16 protein-coding genes are annotated in these 16,983 nt (G+C 64.1%); 11 read left to right on the top strand and 5 right to left on the bottom strand.

Annotated elements, in window-relative coordinates:
* The first annotated feature begins 7 nt into the window (after nt 1-7).
* The 6 genes from PQB87_RS34150 to PQB87_RS34125 all read left to right on the top strand — a co-directional run bounded on the left by PQB87_RS34150 (nt 8) and on the right by PQB87_RS34125 (nt 4,442).
* Complete coding sequence (locus tag PQB87_RS34150; RefSeq protein ID WP_027792190.1) at nt 8-220, top strand: DUF1656 domain-containing protein; 213 nt, start codon at nt 8-10, stop codon at nt 218-220.
* A 2-nt stretch (nt 221-222) separates the two neighbouring features.
* On the top strand, nt 223-1,200 hold the full coding sequence (locus tag PQB87_RS34145) for an efflux RND transporter periplasmic adaptor subunit (protein ID WP_489244749.1): 978 nt from the start codon (nt 223-225) through the stop codon (nt 1,198-1,200).
* On the top strand, nt 1,197-2,732 hold the full coding sequence (locus tag PQB87_RS34140) for an efflux transporter outer membrane subunit (protein ID WP_060064415.1): 1,536 nt from the start codon (nt 1,197-1,199) through the stop codon (nt 2,730-2,732). Before PQB87_RS34145 ends, PQB87_RS34140 begins: the two co-directional genes overlap by 4 nt.
* 268 nt (nt 2,733-3,000) lie before the next feature.
* Nucleotides 3,001-3,426: a TOBE domain-containing protein gene (locus PQB87_RS34135; RefSeq protein ID WP_059685490.1), complete on the top strand. Its 426-nt coding sequence runs from the start codon at nt 3,001-3,003 to the stop codon at nt 3,424-3,426.
* A gap of 93 nt (nt 3,427-3,519) precedes the next feature.
* Nucleotides 3,520-4,110, top strand: coding sequence for a nitrogen fixation protein NifQ (locus tag PQB87_RS34130; protein WP_060064418.1), 591 nt, complete (start codon nt 3,520-3,522; stop codon nt 4,108-4,110).
* Entirely contained in the window at nt 4,089-4,442 is a 354-nt protein-coding gene (locus tag PQB87_RS34125) for a VOC family protein (RefSeq protein WP_261318341.1), read from the top strand. Before PQB87_RS34130 ends, PQB87_RS34125 begins: the two co-directional genes overlap by 22 nt.
* 222 nt (nt 4,443-4,664) lie before the next feature.
* On the opposite strand, the gene PQB87_RS34120 is transcribed toward PQB87_RS34125, so the two are convergent.
* Both PQB87_RS34120 and PQB87_RS34115 read right to left on the bottom strand, forming a co-directional pair.
* The gene (locus PQB87_RS34120; protein WP_060064420.1) at nt 4,665-5,726 is read right to left on the bottom strand and encodes a DMT family transporter; all 1,062 of its coding nucleotides are present in this window, start codon (nt 5,724-5,726) and stop codon (nt 4,665-4,667) included.
* A gap of 502 nt (nt 5,727-6,228) precedes the next feature.
* Nucleotides 6,229-6,891, bottom strand: a complete 663-nt coding sequence (locus tag PQB87_RS34115; protein ID WP_489244746.1) for a ProQ/FinO family protein — start codon at nt 6,889-6,891, stop codon at nt 6,229-6,231.
* A gap of 756 nt (nt 6,892-7,647) precedes the next feature.
* Here PQB87_RS34115 and PQB87_RS34110 point away from each other — a divergent pair.
* The gene (locus tag PQB87_RS34110; protein ID WP_059685497.1) at nt 7,648-8,232 is read left to right on the top strand and encodes a DUF2889 domain-containing protein; all 585 of its coding nucleotides are present in this window, start codon (nt 7,648-7,650) and stop codon (nt 8,230-8,232) included.
* 134 nt (nt 8,233-8,366) lie between these two features.
* Here the strand turns inward: PQB87_RS34110 and PQB87_RS34105 are convergent, their stop codons facing one another.
* Both PQB87_RS34105 and PQB87_RS34100 read right to left on the bottom strand, forming a co-directional pair.
* Nucleotides 8,367-8,858, bottom strand: coding sequence for a flavodoxin family protein (locus PQB87_RS34105; protein ID WP_027792197.1), 492 nt, complete (start codon nt 8,856-8,858; stop codon nt 8,367-8,369).
* A gap of 188 nt (nt 8,859-9,046) precedes the next feature.
* Complete coding sequence (locus PQB87_RS34100) at nt 9,047-9,700, bottom strand: TetR/AcrR family transcriptional regulator (RefSeq protein WP_489244744.1); 654 nt, start codon at nt 9,698-9,700, stop codon at nt 9,047-9,049.
* An 83-nt stretch (nt 9,701-9,783) separates the two neighbouring features.
* Here PQB87_RS34100 and PQB87_RS34095 point away from each other — a divergent pair, with 83 nt between their 5' ends.
* The 4 genes from PQB87_RS34095 to PQB87_RS34080 all read left to right on the top strand — a co-directional run bounded on the left by PQB87_RS34095 (nt 9,784) and on the right by PQB87_RS34080 (nt 15,572).
* Entirely contained in the window at nt 9,784-10,908 is a 1,125-nt protein-coding gene (locus PQB87_RS34095; RefSeq protein ID WP_059685499.1) for an MBL fold metallo-hydrolase, read from the top strand.
* A 124-nt stretch (nt 10,909-11,032) separates the two neighbouring features.
* Entirely contained in the window at nt 11,033-12,049 is a 1,017-nt protein-coding gene (locus PQB87_RS34090; RefSeq protein ID WP_233345741.1) for an AraC family transcriptional regulator, read from the top strand.
* 1,803 nt (nt 12,050-13,852) lie between these two features.
* Complete coding sequence (locus PQB87_RS34085; protein WP_011350423.1) at nt 13,853-14,548, top strand: AAA family ATPase; 696 nt, start codon at nt 13,853-13,855, stop codon at nt 14,546-14,548.
* The gene (locus tag PQB87_RS34080; RefSeq protein ID WP_233345742.1) at nt 14,541-15,572 is read left to right on the top strand and encodes a ParB/RepB/Spo0J family partition protein; all 1,032 of its coding nucleotides are present in this window, start codon (nt 14,541-14,543) and stop codon (nt 15,570-15,572) included. Before PQB87_RS34085 ends, PQB87_RS34080 begins: the two co-directional genes overlap by 8 nt.
* A gap of 94 nt (nt 15,573-15,666) precedes the next feature.
* On the opposite strand, the gene PQB87_RS34075 is transcribed toward PQB87_RS34080, so the two are convergent.
* A complete protein-coding gene (locus PQB87_RS34075; RefSeq protein WP_021163671.1) occupies nt 15,667-16,983 on the bottom strand; it encodes a replication initiation protein in 1,317 nt (438 codons plus the stop codon).

Raw genomic sequence — 16,983 nt, 5'->3', positions numbered from 1 at the left:
CGCGACCATGATCGGCGAAATCGACATCTTCGGCGTATTCGTGCCGGCCCCGCTCGTGCTGATGCTGATCGCCTACCTGATCAACATCGTCGTGCGTGCCGTGCTCGAGCGCGTCGGCTTCTACCGCCTCGTCTGGCACCGTTCGATCTTCGACCTCGGCATCTACGTGTTCGTGTTTGCCGCCGTCGTGATCGTTTCCCACCATCTCGTGGCTAGCTAACCGTGAAAAAAACCTGGCTCTCGGCAGGGCAAATCCTGCTTACCCTGATCGTCGTCGTCGTGGCGGCCGTCGTGCTGTGGCGCATCGTCAACTACTACATGTTCTCGCCGTGGACCCGCGACGGTCACGTGCGCGCCGACGTGATCCAGGTCGCGCCGGACGTGGCGGGCCTCATCACGTCGGTGCAGGTCGCCGACAACCAGGAGGTCAAGCGCGGCCAGGTGCTGTTCGTGATCGACCAGGCCCGCTACACGCTCGCGGAACGCCTCGCCGAAGCCACGCTCGCCCAGCGCCGCGCGACGCTCGCCCAGGCGAAGCGCGAATACGCGCGCAACCTGCAGCTCGGCAACCTGGTCGCGAGCGAACAGGTCGAGGAAAGCCGCACGCGCGTCGAACAGGGTGAAGCCGCCGTCGCCGATGCGCAGGTGTCGCTCGACACCGCGAAGCTGAACCTCCAGCGCACGACGATCGTCAGTCCCGTAGACGGCTACCTGAACGACCGCGCGCCGCGCATCGGCGAATACGTGCCGGCCGGCCGCGCGGTGCTGTCGGTCGTCGACCGCAATTCGTTCCGCGTCGACGGCTACTTCGAGGAAACCAAGCTGCGCGGCATCCATATCGGCCAGCCGGTCGACATCATCGTGATGGGCGAACCGCATGCGCTGCGCGGCCACGTGCAGAGCATCGTCGCCGCGATCGAGGATCGCGACCGCACGCAGGGTGCGAACCTGCTGCCGAACGTGAACCCGGCATTCAGCTGGGTGCGGCTCGCGCAACGCGTGCCGGTACGCGTCGTGCTCGACGAAGTGCCCGACGATTTCCGCATGATCGCGGGCCGCACCGCGACCGTCTCGATGCGCGAAGCCGACACGCGTCGCAACGACAACGCGAAGCCGGCAGGCGCCGGCACGGCGTCGGCCGTCGCGCCGGGTTCGACGGCTTCCGCCACGGCCGCCAGCGCAGCAGGAGCATCGCAATGAAGCGGCATGGTCTGCGCCTCGCCGCAACGCTCGCACCGCTTGCGCTGGCACTCGGCGCGTGCAAGTCCGTCGGCCCCGATTACACGCTGCCGCAGCAGGCGTACGTGAATGCGCCGCTCGCGAACCACGCGCTCGACGACGCGAACGGCACGCTCGTGTCGCGCGACGCCGTGCCCGGCAACTGGTGGCAGCTCTACGACGATCCCGTGCTCGACGCGCTCGTGCGCGATGCACTGAAGTCGAACACCGACCTGCGCGTCGCCGCGGCCAACCTCGCGCGCTCGCGCGCGGCGCTGGAAGTCGCGAGCCAGCAGGGCGGCTTCTCGGGCGGCGCGGAAGCCGCCGTGCAGCGCGCGCAGGAATCGGCCGAGCAATACCTGCTCGAGAACAAGCTGCCGGTCGTCAACGAAGGCGCGGTCGGCATCAATGTGTCATACGAGATCGACCTGTTCGGCAAGCTGCGGCGCGGCGTCGAAGCCGCGCGCGCGGACAGCGAGGCCGTCAGGGCCGCCGGCGACCTGGCGCGCATCACGGTCGTCGCCGACGTCGTGCGCGCGTACGTCGAATCGTGCTCGGCCGGCGACGAGCTGGCCATCGCGAAGCAGTCGCTCGCGCTGCAGAAGCAGCGCGTCGCGCTGTCGCAGCGGCTGCGCGATGCCGGGCGCGGCAACCAGACCGACGTGACGCGCGGCGTGACGCAGGTGCGCACCCTCGCCGCCGATATCCCGCGCTTCGAAGGCCGCCGCAAGGTCGCGCAATACCAGCTCGCCGCGCTGCTCGCGCGCTCGCCGGCCGACCTGCCGAAGGCCGTCGCCGAGTGCGAGCGCCTGCCGAAGCTGCGCCAGCCGATTCCGATCGGCGACGGCGCCGCGCTGCTGCGCCGCCGCCCGGACGTGCGCGAAGCCGAGCGGCAACTCGCCGCCGCGACCGCGCGCATCGGGGTGGCGACCGCCGCGCTGTACCCGTCGATCAGCATCGGTGCGTCGGCCGGTTCGGTCGGTGTCGCCGCCGACCTGTTCTCGTCCAACACGAATCGCTGGTCGTTCGGCCCGCTGATCAGCTGGTCGTTCCCCGTCAACGGCCAGCGTGCGCGAGTGCGCGAAGCCGAAGCCGCGACGGGCGGCGCGCTCGCGCACTTCGACGGTGTCGTGCTGAACGCGCTGCGCGAGACGCAGTCGAGCCTCGCGACCTACGCGGCCGACGTGCAGCGCACGGAAGCACTGCGCACGGCTTATGAATCGGCACGCAGTTCCGCCGACGAAACGCATCGCCTCTATGTGGCCGGCCGCGAGTCGTTCATCTCCGACCTCGACGCGACGCGCACGCTGACGAGCGTGCAGGCGCAGGTGGCGGCAGCCGAAGGCCAGGTCGCGGCCGACCAGGTGCGGCTCTTCCTCGCGCTCGGCGGCGGATGGGATGACGATGCGGCATCCGCATCCGACGCGTCGAAACAGATATCGAAACAGACGCCGAAGCCGGCACCCGCAAGCGGTGCATCGGCGGCCTCGGCCGCCGTGACCGCAGCCGAGTAACCTGCCGGTGAAGAACGGGAAGCGCGTTTGCCGCGCTATGCGCGCCATCCGCTGATCAGCTCGCCCGGTGACGCGCGCGCGGCCAGCCTGGGCTCGCCGGAAGCGTCCGACGAATGGCAACCCGGGCAGCCGCGCGACCGTGCGCAACCGGAATGCCGGGCATCGCAAACCCGAGCCGCATCGGGCCGGCATTGAAGGTAAACTCGTCCACGCTTTTCCCGTCTTTTACTCGCCGCCCGCCGGGCGGTTCATTTTCCGGAGATCCATCATGCGAACCAGCGCCCGCAACCATTTCGCCGGCCAGGTCAGCGCCGTCAAGGCCGGTGCCGTCAACGACGAAATCACGCTCCGGACGCAGGACGGCCTCGACATCGTCGCCGTGATCACCCACGGCAGCGCGGCTTCGCTGGGCCTCGCGGCCGGCTCGAAGGCGTTCGCACTCGTGAAGGCGTCTTCGGTCATCGTGATGGTCGACGTCGACAGCAGCAAGGTGTCGGCCCGCAACTGCGTCGCGGGCACCGTATCGTCGGTCACGAAAGGCGCGGTCAATTCGGAAGTCGTGGTCAAGGCCGCGGGCGGCGCCGAGATCGTCGCGATCGTCACCAACGACAGCGTCGATCGCCTCGGCCTCGCGAGCGGCACGGCTGCGGCCGCGATCTTCAAGGCATCGAGCGTGATCGTCGGCGTCGAGTGAACGCGTGACGATGGCGATGGCGATTCGTTTGGCACCGCGCATTCGTGCGGATCATGCGGATCGCACAGTGCGGCTGTCGCGCCGATGCCTACGATGACCGCCGCGTTCGATGACGCTCGACAACGGGCGCTGCAGTCGCTGCTGTCCGCAGCCGCAAACGCCGACACACCCGACGCACGCCTGTTCGGCGCGCTCGTTGCGGTACGTGCGTGCCGCAACGAACTCGGGCTGCTCGGCCTGTCTCATCCGCAGCTGGCCGCCGTGCTGGCGCGGCAGTTTCCGCGCCTGCCTGCGGCCGACGCCGCGGCTCTCGTGCCAACGGCCGCGATAGCCCTGCTGCCATCCACCCACGCTGCGTTCGTCGCGACGCTGCACGCACGGCTGATGGACGACGCGAATCCCGCCGTCGACCGCGACGACGCCGGCTGTCTCGCGTCGATCATCGCGCACGCCTGCCTGCGCCCCGATCATCTGTGGCGCGATCTCGGGCTCGACGGGCGCGACGCGGTATCCGCGATGCTCGATCGCTATTTCCCCGCACTTGCCGCACGCAACGTCGCTCACCTGCGCTGGAAGAAATTTCTCGCGCAGGAAGTCGCCGCATCGCTCGATGTGCCGCCTGGCCCCGCGCCAGGGTGCTCGGGCTGCGAGGATTTCGGCTTTTGCTTTCCTCAAGCGCGATAGTCGCCACCGTAGCCGGTGCCGCCGATTCGATTCGTCGCATCGCCATCCGAAGAAGCCGCGTTGGCCGGCATTGCGGCCGCCCAGCCTGCCATCGTGCGGTTTCGAAGCCGCCTTCCGCTTCTACGAAAAACCGGGGTTCGCTGCAACCCGGCACGACTGCGGCTCGCGGCTGGATGCACATCGAGCGCTGCGCCCCGTTGCCGGAATTCCATCCGTACCGCAAATTCAATGCGGCGACGAGTTGGTTCAGTCGCCGCTTCCGGCTCGCGAACTTCCGCACGCTCTTCGACGACGTGCTCGCAACGGGCATTCCCGAACAAACGACCGGTTGACCGCGCATGCACCGGCCCAAGCGCGAAGCCTGAGGCGGCAGGGTTGACGCACCGATCGATCCGGACAGATTGCCGCCCAGGTTGATCCAGAGCGAAGACCAGGCTCGCCCCCGTTGTTGCGACCGCGACCCGGCAGCGCCGCCAACAGATGCGAGCGCGACGCAGCGCACGCCCCATAAACGGTTACCTTACGCGCCGCGTCGTCCGCCGTTCGTCGCGCGGTCAATGCCGGTGCCGGTGATGAATGTCCGGAAAATGCGCATGGCTGTGCGTGATCGGCAGATGCACGTGCGGATGCGTGTGCGGTTCGTTGCCGTCGTACGCAAAGTCGTGCGCATGCTGGTGATGTTCGTCGTGCCGATGGCGGTGCGTGTGCTCGAGCCGCTCGTGCGTATGCGTGTGTTCATGCCGCTCGCGAACGTGCAGCCAGATACCGAGCGCCATCAGCGCGGCAGCGATCCAGAACGTCGCGGGCGGCAGCGCCGGCCAGATCAGCAGCGACAGCATGACGCCGAACAACGGCGCGATCGAGAAATACGCGCCCGTGCGCGCGCTGCCGAGATGACGCAGCGCGACGACGAACAGCGCGAGGCTGATTCCGTAGCCGCCGAGCCCCGTCAGCATCGCGGCGGCCGTGACCGGGAGAGCCGGCAGCGTCGCGCCGGTCGCCAGCGCGATGCCGATGTTCACGGGCCCTGCAATCAGCCCCTTCACGCACGCGATGACCATCGCATCGTTCGCGGCCACCTTGCGGGTCAGGTTGTTGTCGATCGCCCAGCACAGGCATGCGCCGACGATCAGCAACGCGCCGACCGGCACACCGGCCCGGCCTGGCGTCCACGACAGCAGCGTGCCGCCGGCAACGATCGCGACCATCCCGAGGAACACCTGCGTATCCACGTTCTCGCGGAACACCACCCATGCGATGACGGCCGTCAGCACGCCTTCGAGATTGAGCAGCAACGCGCTCGTCGCCGCCGGCGTGCTCGATAGCCCGAGCATCAGCAAGGCCGGGCCGGCCACCCCGCCCGCCGCGATCGCGCCGGCCAGCCACGGCAGGTCGGCGCGCTGCAGCGGCGCGGCGTCTGCGGCCGGTGCGTGACGGTTGTGCAGGCGGCGAAGCAGGATACCGATACCGAGCCCGACGCCGCTGCCGAGATAGAACAGGCCGGCGACCATGAACGGCGACATCGCGCCGATCAGCGCCTTGGCAAGCGGTGTCGCGGCGCCGAACAGCGCGGCAGCGGTGAGCGCGACGAGAATCGCGGAATGTCTCGAGTGCATGATCCGGACTGGATTGACGTTGAATGGCGCCGGTAGCGGCTTCGGGTTGTGTCGCAGTTGGCGTTCAGTACCTTTCTGAATGCAAGCTGAATCGCACCGGTCAACTTGCGCACGAACTGACGTGCCCCGGCGAGATTATCGCGCGTCAACGTGTCAGGACGAACGGGCGCGAACGCTCACACGCCGTGTCGATGCTTCCGGCATTGCTCAATTTTAGGAAACCGAATTAACTGAATGAAGCGTTGTCGGGTACCGGACATGCGTACCGTCCACGCGCAAACGACACAGTCGAGACATCGCGCGTGCAGTACCGGTCGACGAACTTTCTTCGTCCGGTCGCAGGGTCTGTTCGAGGCGGGATAGATAAGAACCCGGCGCGTCAGGCGCCGGTGGGAGAGGTCCTGGCCTGCCTCTGTCGAGGCAGGCCAGTCAGTCGTGTCGTTCGCCGCAGGCGATGTGCATGCGGGTCAGCGCCGCGCGGCATGCAGCCGCGCGCTGCCGGCTACTCGTTTCCAGCCGTTTGCTGCTCGACCTGCGGCACTGCGTCGGCTTGCGCTTCCACGTTCGCCGGTTGCGGCTCGGCGGCCGCCTCGACCTGCTGCTCGGCCTTCGGCTGCTGCTGCGCACCCTTGGCCGATTGCGCCGCGCCCTTGCCGGGGCGGCGAGCCTTCAGCCGGCGCGCCCGCGCTGCGTCGTCATGCGTGACGCGCCCTGCTTCGTTGCCCTGCAGGTCGACCCGCACGGCATCTTCGACGAGGCACGACCAGTAGCGGTTGCCGCGGCACCACGTCGACATCGCTTCGCGCAGTTCGGCTTCGTTGAGCCCGACGGCCTGTGCTTCGCGCGCGAGGTCGTCCCAGATGCCGACCTTGAGCGGCACTTTGGGGGCCGGATTCTTCGGGAACGCGCGCGGAAACTTACGCTGCAGTTTGCCGATCGCAACGATGACCGGATCGACCGGCGCCGACGGCTTCGCCGATGCAGGCTTCGCGCGATGCGGTGCTTTGCCGCCGGCCGCAGCCGGCTTGGCGCCACGCTGCGGCCGGTCGCCGGACTTCGGCTTCGCGCCGGTGTCCGCCGGCGCTGCCGGCCGCTTCGCGTTGCGCTCCTGCTTGGCCTTCGCTGCGAGCTGCGCCCGCAATTCGGCAAGTTGTTCAAAACCCATAAATTCAATCCACCAGGAATATAAGGTGTGGTTCGTGCGGTCACACCGCGCGGCGCACCAGCTTCGCCGCCATGCGTGCGACCCGTCTGCCGCCGAGGCGGAACACTACGGGGCCGCATCGCGCACGCCACTCTGTTTTCAGGCACCCGGCCACGATGCCGGACAAGGCAGGAGTGGAAGTATACCGGTACGCGCGACGGCCGGTTGACTCACCGGTCTGCATTGGCCCGATTCGGGGCACCGGAAATGCGTCCGTACGGTCGTGTTGCGCATTATATGGATACGTCTCAGGAAGTCACGTCGTTCACCCTCGTCGGCGGAAATCGGGGCCATCTTGCGCGCCGCCATTGCCCCGGCGGCGGCACTGGCCGACGCGCCATGCGAGGTATGCCGCCTTCGGGCGCAGCCCCCGATCGTGCCGCATCGATGCGCCGCGAACCTCGGTCGCCATTCGCGATCCCGGGCGGCGCCGTCGGTTGCGTGTGAATCGACGATTGCGCCAATGTGAAGCGCCCGGCGACGGAGCGACGCGTGTGTGGCGACATGCGAATGCCTCCGTCGATCGCATCGATACCTATACTCGACTCGTTGCGTCCGCATCGATCCCGTCGCGTACGAAGATGCCGAAAAGTGCGTAGTATGGCCGGATCGATGTCGGCGGCGGTATCCCTCGGCCCCTTTCGCTGCGCACCGGGCCAGCCGTCGACATTTCGCTTGCCGGCGAAAAGAACCGGTTGCACGAAACGGAGCAGATACATGGTTCCCCCACACGACATCCCGCACGACGGCATCACGCGCGAGGAAATACACCACCGGCAGATCGACATGCGCGGCTATCGGCGCAGCGACGGCCGGTTCGAAGTAACGGCCTGCCTCGCGGATCGCAAGACTTTCGATTTCACACCGCCGGGCGGCACCCGGACGGTCGCTGCGCTGTCGCCGATCCACGACCTCGGCGTGACATTGGTCTTCGACGCCGACATGATCGTCCGCGCCGTATCAACGTTCCTCCGGTCGCATCCGTATGCGCAGTGTCCAGGTGGCGGCGACTCGCTGCAGGCGCTCGTCGGACTGAGCATCGGCGCCGGCTGGAACAGCGAGGTTCGCAAGCGCCTGCCGTCCTGCGATACGTGCACGCACCTGAAGGAATTGCTCGGCCCGATCGCCACCACGGCCTATCAGACGATGGTCGGCATGCGGAAGTCATCGCTCGAGGAGCGCGACAGCGACGGAAAGCCGCTCAAGATCGACAGTTGCCATGCATATGGCGCATCGCGCGATCTGGTGAAACGCCTTTGGCCCGAATACCACCGGCCTTCGGCGCCGGCAAAGGGCAGCTGAGCGCCAGGCAGTCGCGCCAGTCCAGTGCCCGCACCGCAGGATCGGTACCGCACCGGTATGCACGCGTCATGTGCACGAACGTACTTCGGTCCGGCCTCACGCCGACCGGCCGGCGCTGTCGGCGGCCTGGGTGATCAGAAAACGCCCAGTGCAAGTCCCGCTGCAAGACCGGCGCCCAATTCGGCGCAGCGCGCGAGATCGTCGCCGTCGATCGTCTTGGCCGCGAGGATGCGTTCCGGCGTCTGCGCGTGCGTACAGACGATCAGGCCCGGCGCCACGTTCTTCAGACGCCAGCCTGTCGCGATCCGGTCGATCTGGCGCAAGGCGTTCTGTCCATCGCTTCCCGCGCAGATCATCACCGCATACGGGCGGCCGTTCACGCGATCGAGCGCCGCGTAGTAGCAGCGGTCGAAGAAGTCCTTCATCAGCCCGGACATCGCCGCGAGATTCTCAGGTGTCGCAAACAGATAGGCATCGGCGTCCAGCACATCGTCTGCGCTCGTCGCGTCCGCGCGCTGCAGCCTGACGTCGACGCCGGATTGCTCGCGCGCCGCGCCGGCAGCCGCTTCGGCCATCTGTTGCGTGCCTCCGGTCATCGTGTGATAGACGATCAACAGTGTCTTCATGCGTCGTCACTCGCGTTCGGCTTCAGGTAAGCCGGCGGCATCCCCGGGTTCTGCTGGATGGCCAGCGATCATATGAGGCGGTTCCGCATCCGTGGAACTGCCGGTTTGCCGACTCGTCGGGCCAGGGCGCGCGTCGAACATGCGCATTGTGCCGGCCTCGCTTCGCGCATGATCGACCGGATGCACGATCAGTCCGCTGCGGCGCGTGATGCGTCGGGGTCTTCCGGTCGCGCGTAGTACGCGAGAAACATGTCTGCGGCGGATTCCGCGACTTTTTGTTGCTCCGGCGCCGCGAGTGGCGGCTGGCCCATCGTGATCTGCGGCCAGAACGCGAATGCCTTCACGACCCCGTGCAGCTGATGCGCGGCGAACACCGGATCGGTGACCGACAGGCATCCGGCCGCCGCGGCCGTTCGCACCCAGACCGTCATGTCTTCCTCGCGCTCGCCGAGACGCTCGACCATGTCGCGCGCGCGCTCCGGCGAATGGATGGCCGCACCGATCGCGACACGTGCGAGCGCGAGAAATGCCTCGTCGCCGAGCAGGCGCATTTTGCGCTCCAGCAACGCGAGCAATTGCTCGCGCAACGGCACGTCGGAACGATAGGTTGGCGAACTGCCGGTTCGGGTCGCATCCCACAATTTTTGCAGGATCGCGGCGAACAGCGTTTCCTTGCCCGGAAAGTGGTTGTAGACCGTGCGTTTCGACACGTCCGCGCGCGCGGCGATTCGATCCATGCTGGTCGCGTCGTAACCCGACGCGAGAAATTCCTCGATGGCCGCGTCGACGATGGCCGCGCGCTTTCGATCGGTCAGGCGCTGAGGGGGAGTGCTGGTATCCATTCGGAAATTTTACACCGCGTAGTTTACTTATCCCAAAAATAAACTACACTGTTTAGTGTACTTTATTCTTCGGACGAACCGACATGGCATCGCCTCTCGTTTTGATTCATCGCATTCTGGGTTTTGCGGCCGCCCGACGCGGTCGAGCGCTGTCTGGCGGCTCGCCGCAGCACAATGGCGAGCGCTTCAGCAATGTCGCGCCCCGGCCGGCCGAGGGGTTGGGCAAGACACTCGGCATCGCGTGGAACATGCTGTTCAACAAGCCGCGCAATACCGTGCCCGCAGGGGTACTGCCCGTCGATTCGCTGACCCGCGCGGAACTCGACGCGGCCCCCGATCGCAGCCTGTACCGGCTCGGCCATTCAACGCTGCTGCTCAAGCTGCGCGGCGAATTCTGGCTGACCGATCCCGTCTTTGCCGAGCGCGCGTCGCCGTTTCGTCGCGTCGGCCCAAAGCGTTTCCACGCGCCTCCGATCGCACTCGAAGATCTTCCGCCGCTGCGCGGCGTGATCCTGTCGCACGATCACTACGATCACCTCGACCGCGACACGGTGCTCGCGCTCGCGGCCACCACCGGTGTGTTCGTGACAACGCTGGGTGTCGGCGACCGCCTGATCGAGTGGGGAATCGACGCGAAGAAAGTTCGTCAGCTCGACTGGTGGCAGAGTGTCGACGAGGCCGGCTTGACGCTGACCGCCACACCTGCCCAGCATTTTTCGGGGCGCAGCCTGTTCGATGGCAACAGCACGCTGTGGGCATCCTGGGTCATCGTCGACGACGACTTGCGCGTGTTCTTCAGCGGCGACACGGGCTACTTCGATGGTTTCCGGACGATCGGCGAGCGCCTCGGGCCGTTCGACGTCACGCTGATCGAAACAGGCGCATACGATGCGCAATGGCCGTACGTCCACATGCAGCCGGAAGAAACCGTGCAGGCGCACATCGATTTGCGCGGTCGCTGGCTGGTCCCGATCCACAACGGCACGTTCGATCTCGCGATGCACCGCTGGCAGGAACCGTTCGAGCGCGTCACGGCGCTGGCGATCGTGCGTGGCGTCGAACTGTCGACGCCCAGGATGGGCGAGCGCCTCGCTCTCGACGAGCCGCATCGCGGCGAGCGGTGGTGGCGCAAGGTGGACGAGCGCGTGCCATCCGTTGCCACGAAATCGCGCCGCTGGCCGCTTTGCGCGTCGCAAGCGACGAAGTAAGCCCACCGGACGTTGCGCAATTTCCCGGGAGCGCGGCAATGCCGCGCCTCCGGGAAGTTCGTTTCCGGCGTACCTGCATGTCGATGGGCCCGCCTGTAGACCCGATTACCCGAGTAGAGAAGTCATGCATCCGGCACCTGCCCAATACTCCCCCGGCCAACAGGTCGACACCGCCACCATCGCTGCATTCAACCCCGTCTCTCCCCGATCGACCCGCCAGAGCCGGGAGAGCGACCTGCGGCTGACACTCGCAGAGCGCGTCGCGAGGTGGACAGACGGAGTCGACCATCTCACCACGGCCATTCCGAACCTGAGCCTCCATCGAAGGGAGACACCGACGCAGCCGATGGACTGTATGGTCGAGCCAAGCTTCGGGCTCGTCGTCCAAGGCACGAAGCGGATCATTCAAAGCGGCGACGTGTATCTATGCGATGCCAACCGTTTTCTGATCACGTCGCTCGACTTGCCTGGTTCAACGCAGGTCATCGAGGCCAGCCGAGAAACGCCGTTTCTCGGGATCGGGCTCAAGCTTGATTTTCGCGTCATTGCCGAACTGATGGCGCAGGTCGCACCGGATCACGAGGATGCCCCCGCAGGTCGCGGCCTCGTCGTCGGCGATATGACCGAACCGCTCTACGACGCAGTCAACCGGTTGCTGGCGTTGCTCGATGATCCCAACGCCATTGCAGTTCTCGCTCCGTACGTCGAACGGGAAATCTACTACCGGCTGCTGACGAGCGACCAGGGCGGCCGCCTGCGTCAGATTGCGTCCGCCGGCAGTCAGGGCAACCGCGTGTCGCGGGCGATCCAGTGGTTGCGAACCCATTACGACGAGTCGCTGCGAGTCGACGATCTGGCGACACAGGTTCAGATGAGCAGTTCGACTTTCCATCACCACTTCCGCCAGCTAACTGGCATGAGTCCGCTGCAGTACCAGAAATGGATACGACTCAACGAAGCACGTCGGCTGATGTTGTCCGAGCGACTCGACGCCACGTCGGCATCGTTCCGGGTTGGATATGCGAGCCCGACCCAGTTCAACCGCGAATACAGTCGGTTGTTCGGCAATTCGCCGCGAAGAGATATCGATAACCTGCGCAGCGGAACGGATGTCGTTCTGTCGGTGGCGGCAACTTACTGATCGCCGGAGTTGTACCGAAGAGGCAGGATGCCGATTTTGGCGGTATCCGCGGAATGGTTGGATCGGTTTCACGCTCGATCCGGGCGAGTCACACGCTTGCAGCGGGACGCGCGCCTCTCGATTTCTTGCCGACTCAGGAGTGATGGCTCGTCGGCCGCCTGTGGACTTGTAATCGAGTATCGAGCGATGCGTGAGTGCCCCACGAAGTCGGACGTTTCCCCAACTTGCCATCAAAGCGCAGATACAAGCAGGCCGTCCCAGGCCGTTCTCATGAGCCGGTGATGACTTCGCCCCCTCTTCAACGACCAGGTCCCTTGACGGTCTTCCCTACGATCTGCCACAAACTCTTTGGTGCCGGGATTCTCGCGTCACTCTGTCATCCAACGAGTTGAGCAACTAATGCGCGTTGTCACGTGACAACTCGTGCCGATTATTGGCGCGGACATCCGATCAGAGACTCGACAGCGTGGCGTGGTGTATGTGATCCGCGGGAGTTCGATTTGTCTCAGATACCTGGCGGGACCACATAAATTTCAAACACTACATAATACGTATCAATAAATACAAACAGACGCATCTTTATACGAGCTAATGGACGCGGGGCACGAAATGATCATGCGCCCCCATTTAAAGGCGCAATCTTGTCGATATTGCGTGAAACAACATGAAGAATATTGCGCAACCCGTTGCTGGATAAGGATTTCCACGAGCATCGAATTTCTTGAAATTGTTTCACGATCTGTCCCGTTTGAGTTATCGCGCGACCTTCAATTCTGGGGTTTGTCGCAAATCGAAGCCTTGCACGCATGGCTGTCGCGCGAACACTGATACTGCGTCGGCGGGAACGGGGTAGGCACGACAACGCCTCGCCCTACCCTGCTGGCTAACGTTCGATGAAGATGCAACTGGGCGCTCTCCATAAAATGGGGCCACATCAAAGATGCTTATGGTATACGGTCGGGGTGCTGTTCCAGTAAGCGGCCCGACCGTTTTTCAGGGACATGAAGGCGGATTGCCCGCGGCGAAGGGGGCGGAATCTGCGATCAGTCGATGCATCAAACCTCGATACAGTGTGTGCCGACCGACGTGCAGGCCAACGCGTCATTCAACACACATGCTCCTCAAACAACACTCCAGTTGTCACGTAACAACTCACCAGACAGCCGATTCGAGGACTGTCTTTCGCGACGAGCCAACGACGACGAACCTTTCCTTTACCGATCTATCTGTTCACTCTCAGCGGAGTTCGGTCGCAACAGGGCTCAAAATCGACTCAGAGCGGTCGTCACCGTCCGCTCTTGAGTCGATTGTCACGTGACAACTCACCTTGCTGCGAGATAGTCGAGCGAAACCAACGATCCCACATTGAAATGATCTCGCCGAGGCCGCAAAGGCGATCTACACAAAAATTTCTCGGGCTCGGATCGCACCGAAAAGCACCAAATCTCTACGTCTTGTCACGTGACAACTGAGCTTCCCGACGACGTTCTCCAAGCCGACCTACCGGAGTCACTGAGAGTTTTGCCTGGAACTCCGCAAGATCAAGTGGCCAGCCTCCAGGCGTTAATCCGTCATCACCGTTAAAGCTCGTCGAATTCTCTATCGACCTTTATACGTGCTTTTCAAGCGAGATCGTCAATTCTATTTTTACTCGGTCATCGCCCATCGCTGACTCGTTAGCCATTCGGCTACTTGTCACGTGACAACCACATCGGCCATCAAGGCATACATCCCGTCGAAGGCTTTTTCTGGACATTTCGATAATAACTGCATATATTATGCAAAACTCCGTGGAGGAATTTAATGGCTTTCAAGATCGCCGTCAGTAATCAAAAAGGTGGGACTGGGAAGACAACCATCTCCGTCAATATCGCGGCTGCGTTCGAAGCAGGCGGCAATAAGGTCGCCCTGATCGATGCCGACCCTCAAGGCACGTCCGTCCGGTGGGTAACGAGCGGCGAGAACACGCTGCCGATGACGGTACTTTCGTTGGCCCCTGCCGGCCGAGGCATTGGCGGCGAAATCAAAAAGCAAGACGCGAACTTCGATGTGATCGTCGTCGACTGTCCCGGCAACCTCGAAGATCCGCGAATCGCATCGGTACTCGAAGTTGCCGATTTCTGCCTTGTGCCGCTGTCGCCGTCGCCGGCCGATCTCTACAGCACCGTCGCGATGATCCGCATGATCGAATCGATGCGATCCGTCCGTAACCCAAATCTGTCTTCCGCATTAATGCTGAATAGTGTTAATGGAAAAACTAAAATGCGTGAAGAAATTTTAAAAATTCTAAGAGCAGAAGAAATAGGGGAGCATCTGCTCGACAGCCAGATCGCGCAACGCGAGGTCTACCGTCAGACGTTTGCGCTCGGCACCACGATCCATCATCACAATCGGTACCTGAAGGGCCTGAAAGAAGCCCGAGCGGAAATCGAAAAGCTGGTCACGGAAATGGCCCAATACATCGCATCGACGCGCGCTACCGGAGCCGCCCATGGCTAAGGACACCTCGAAAGACAAGAAGCCGACCGGCAACCTGCATCTCGCAGCCGGCCTGCTGCGCGGGCTCGCGCAGGAAAACGCGGCACTCGAAACGCGGCTGCCCGAACCGGCGGCCGCACCGAGCGCCGTCGCCGAATCGGCGCCCGCCGGCGCCCCGGCCGCGGCCGCACCCGCCGGCACGGCCGATCTTGGCGCGCCACAGAAGGTGCTGGTCAAGGATTGCATTCCGAACCCGTTCAACCCGCGCGTGTTCTACTCGGAGTCGAGCCTGCACGAGCTCGCCCTGACGCTGAAACGGGAAGGGCAGATCGAGCCGATCAAGGTGACGCGGCTGCCGGAGTTTCCCGGCAAGCTCGTCGTGATCGACGGGCAACGCCGGCTTCGCGCGACGAGCATCAACGGCGACGAAACCATCAACGCCACGTTCCGCACGGATCACACGCCCGAGCAGCTCTACACGATCGCGTATCGCGCGAACCACGACCACGAACGCCAGACGATCTTCGACGATGCGGTCGCGTGGAAGCGTCTCCTCGACGAGAAGGTCTTTTCCGACCAGAACACGCTGGCGGAAAAGATCGGCAAGGACAAGGCATCGATCAGCAAGACGCTGTCGCTCAACGCACTCCCGAACACACTCCTTGAACGGATGGCGAGCGCGAACGACGTGGTCGGCCTGCAGGCGGCGTATTTCCTGAAGCTGATCTTCGAACGCCTGGGCGAGCCGACGGCCGACCGGCTGCTGACGGCCGTGATCGACCGGAAAAAATCGGTTCGTGATCTCGAGAATTTCCTGCGTGCGCAGAGCGACGGCAGCAAGAAGGCAGGACGCACCCGTTACAGCGTTCGGCATGACTTCGCGCTCGAATCGCAAGCGATCGGTCAGTTGAAGACCTATCCGGACGGCCGCCTGGATCTGCAGCTCAAGGGCGTCGACGCATCGCACCAGGAGGCGCTCGCCGACAAGCTGAAGACCGTCATCGACGCGTACGTTGCCGAGCTGGCAACGGCTACGCGAAAGTAACGCGCGAAAAGCAGAAGGCCTCGCATCCGCGCTGCATCGCGAAGCCGGACGACGACGTCCGGCACGCGACGCGCACCCGGCTGCGAGGCCTCGTTCAGTTGCCTGCGAGACTGCTTTTCAGCAAGAATTCCAGCAAGTCGTCCGAGGTCGGTTCGCCCCACGTATCCAGCGCGAGCCATCGGAAGAAACTGGTCTGCGCGAGTTTGCTCGCCTTCTTCTTCGGCGACAGCGTCAGATCCTTCGAGCCTGCCACCGTCTCGTTATAACGCTCGATCAGCTTGGTCTGGTCGTCGATCTCCAGTTCGCGGAAATACGCGCCGGCTTCCTCGACCTTCGCCGCCAGATATTTGTCGCGAATCTGTTCCTGCTTGCTCTGCGCGGATTCCTTCGCCGGTGCGGCCGCCTCCGTTCCCTGCCCGTCGGCCAGCGTATAGCCGTGCGTCAGCGCCTTGCGGAAGTACGCGGCCACGTTGTCGACCGGCGCCGCATTCTTCTTCGTAGTCCGATTGAGCGTGTAGGCAATCGCGGCCTTGATGCGCTGCACGCCGTATTGCGTGATCAGCCGGCGCGCTTCCGAACGTGGAATGCCGAACTTGGCGACCTCCTCGACCAGCGCTTCGTTCTTGACGTCGCCGTCCTCCACCGTATCGGCGCTCTGCTTGCGCGTCACCTTGAACTGGACAGCTTCCACGCTCCGGCCGGACTTGTGTTCGATCAGCTCGAGCGTGTGATCCGAAACTTCGTTCACCTCCTGAATGCACGGCACCAGGACCTTGCTCTTGAACAGCTTGTATTCCTTGTACGACTGCGACGCCTTGTCCTGGCCGAGAATGAGGTCACGAAATTTCGGCAGCGGGATCTTCGCGGTGATGCCGATTCCTTCGTAGCGCACCGTGTTTTCCCACAACGCGAGCGAGTGCGACCGCCGGAACTCGCGGGCGATCCGCATATCGATCAATGCGTAGATCTCGGGGTTGAGCAATTCGCTGCGAATCTGGTCGGAGAAGCTGTACTTCAGCACCGATTGCTCGAGCTCCGCGCCGGCGAGGAGGCCTGACGCTTTCCAGACGGTCGATCGGTCCGCGGCCAGGTAGTCCCAGTTGACGACGGTACTGATCAGCGAGTTGACCGTGTCCTTCACGTATTTCGTGTTGTTGCTGTTCAACCCGCTCTCGTGCGAGAGCGACGCGATCGAGATCGAAAAGCTCGTCCGGCCCGGCTCGAAAGCCTCCTGCCGAAGCGCGTTCTTGATCAGCGAGCTGAACATCTTGCGCTGCTGCAGCCCGATCTTCCCGGACTTGGGCGCGATATGAATCGCCTGGACCGCCTTGCGCAGCAAGTCGGGAGGCTCGGGTGTCTGAAACAGCGAAACCTGTTTGTCTGAGCCTTTGCTTGCGGGCTTGCGCGGCAT

The sequence above is a fragment of the Burkholderia sp. KL41 genome (genome assembly GCF_057005415.2).
The sequence above is the reverse complement of the archived record's forward strand: the minus strand, read 5'-3'. Positions and strand labels throughout refer to the sequence as shown.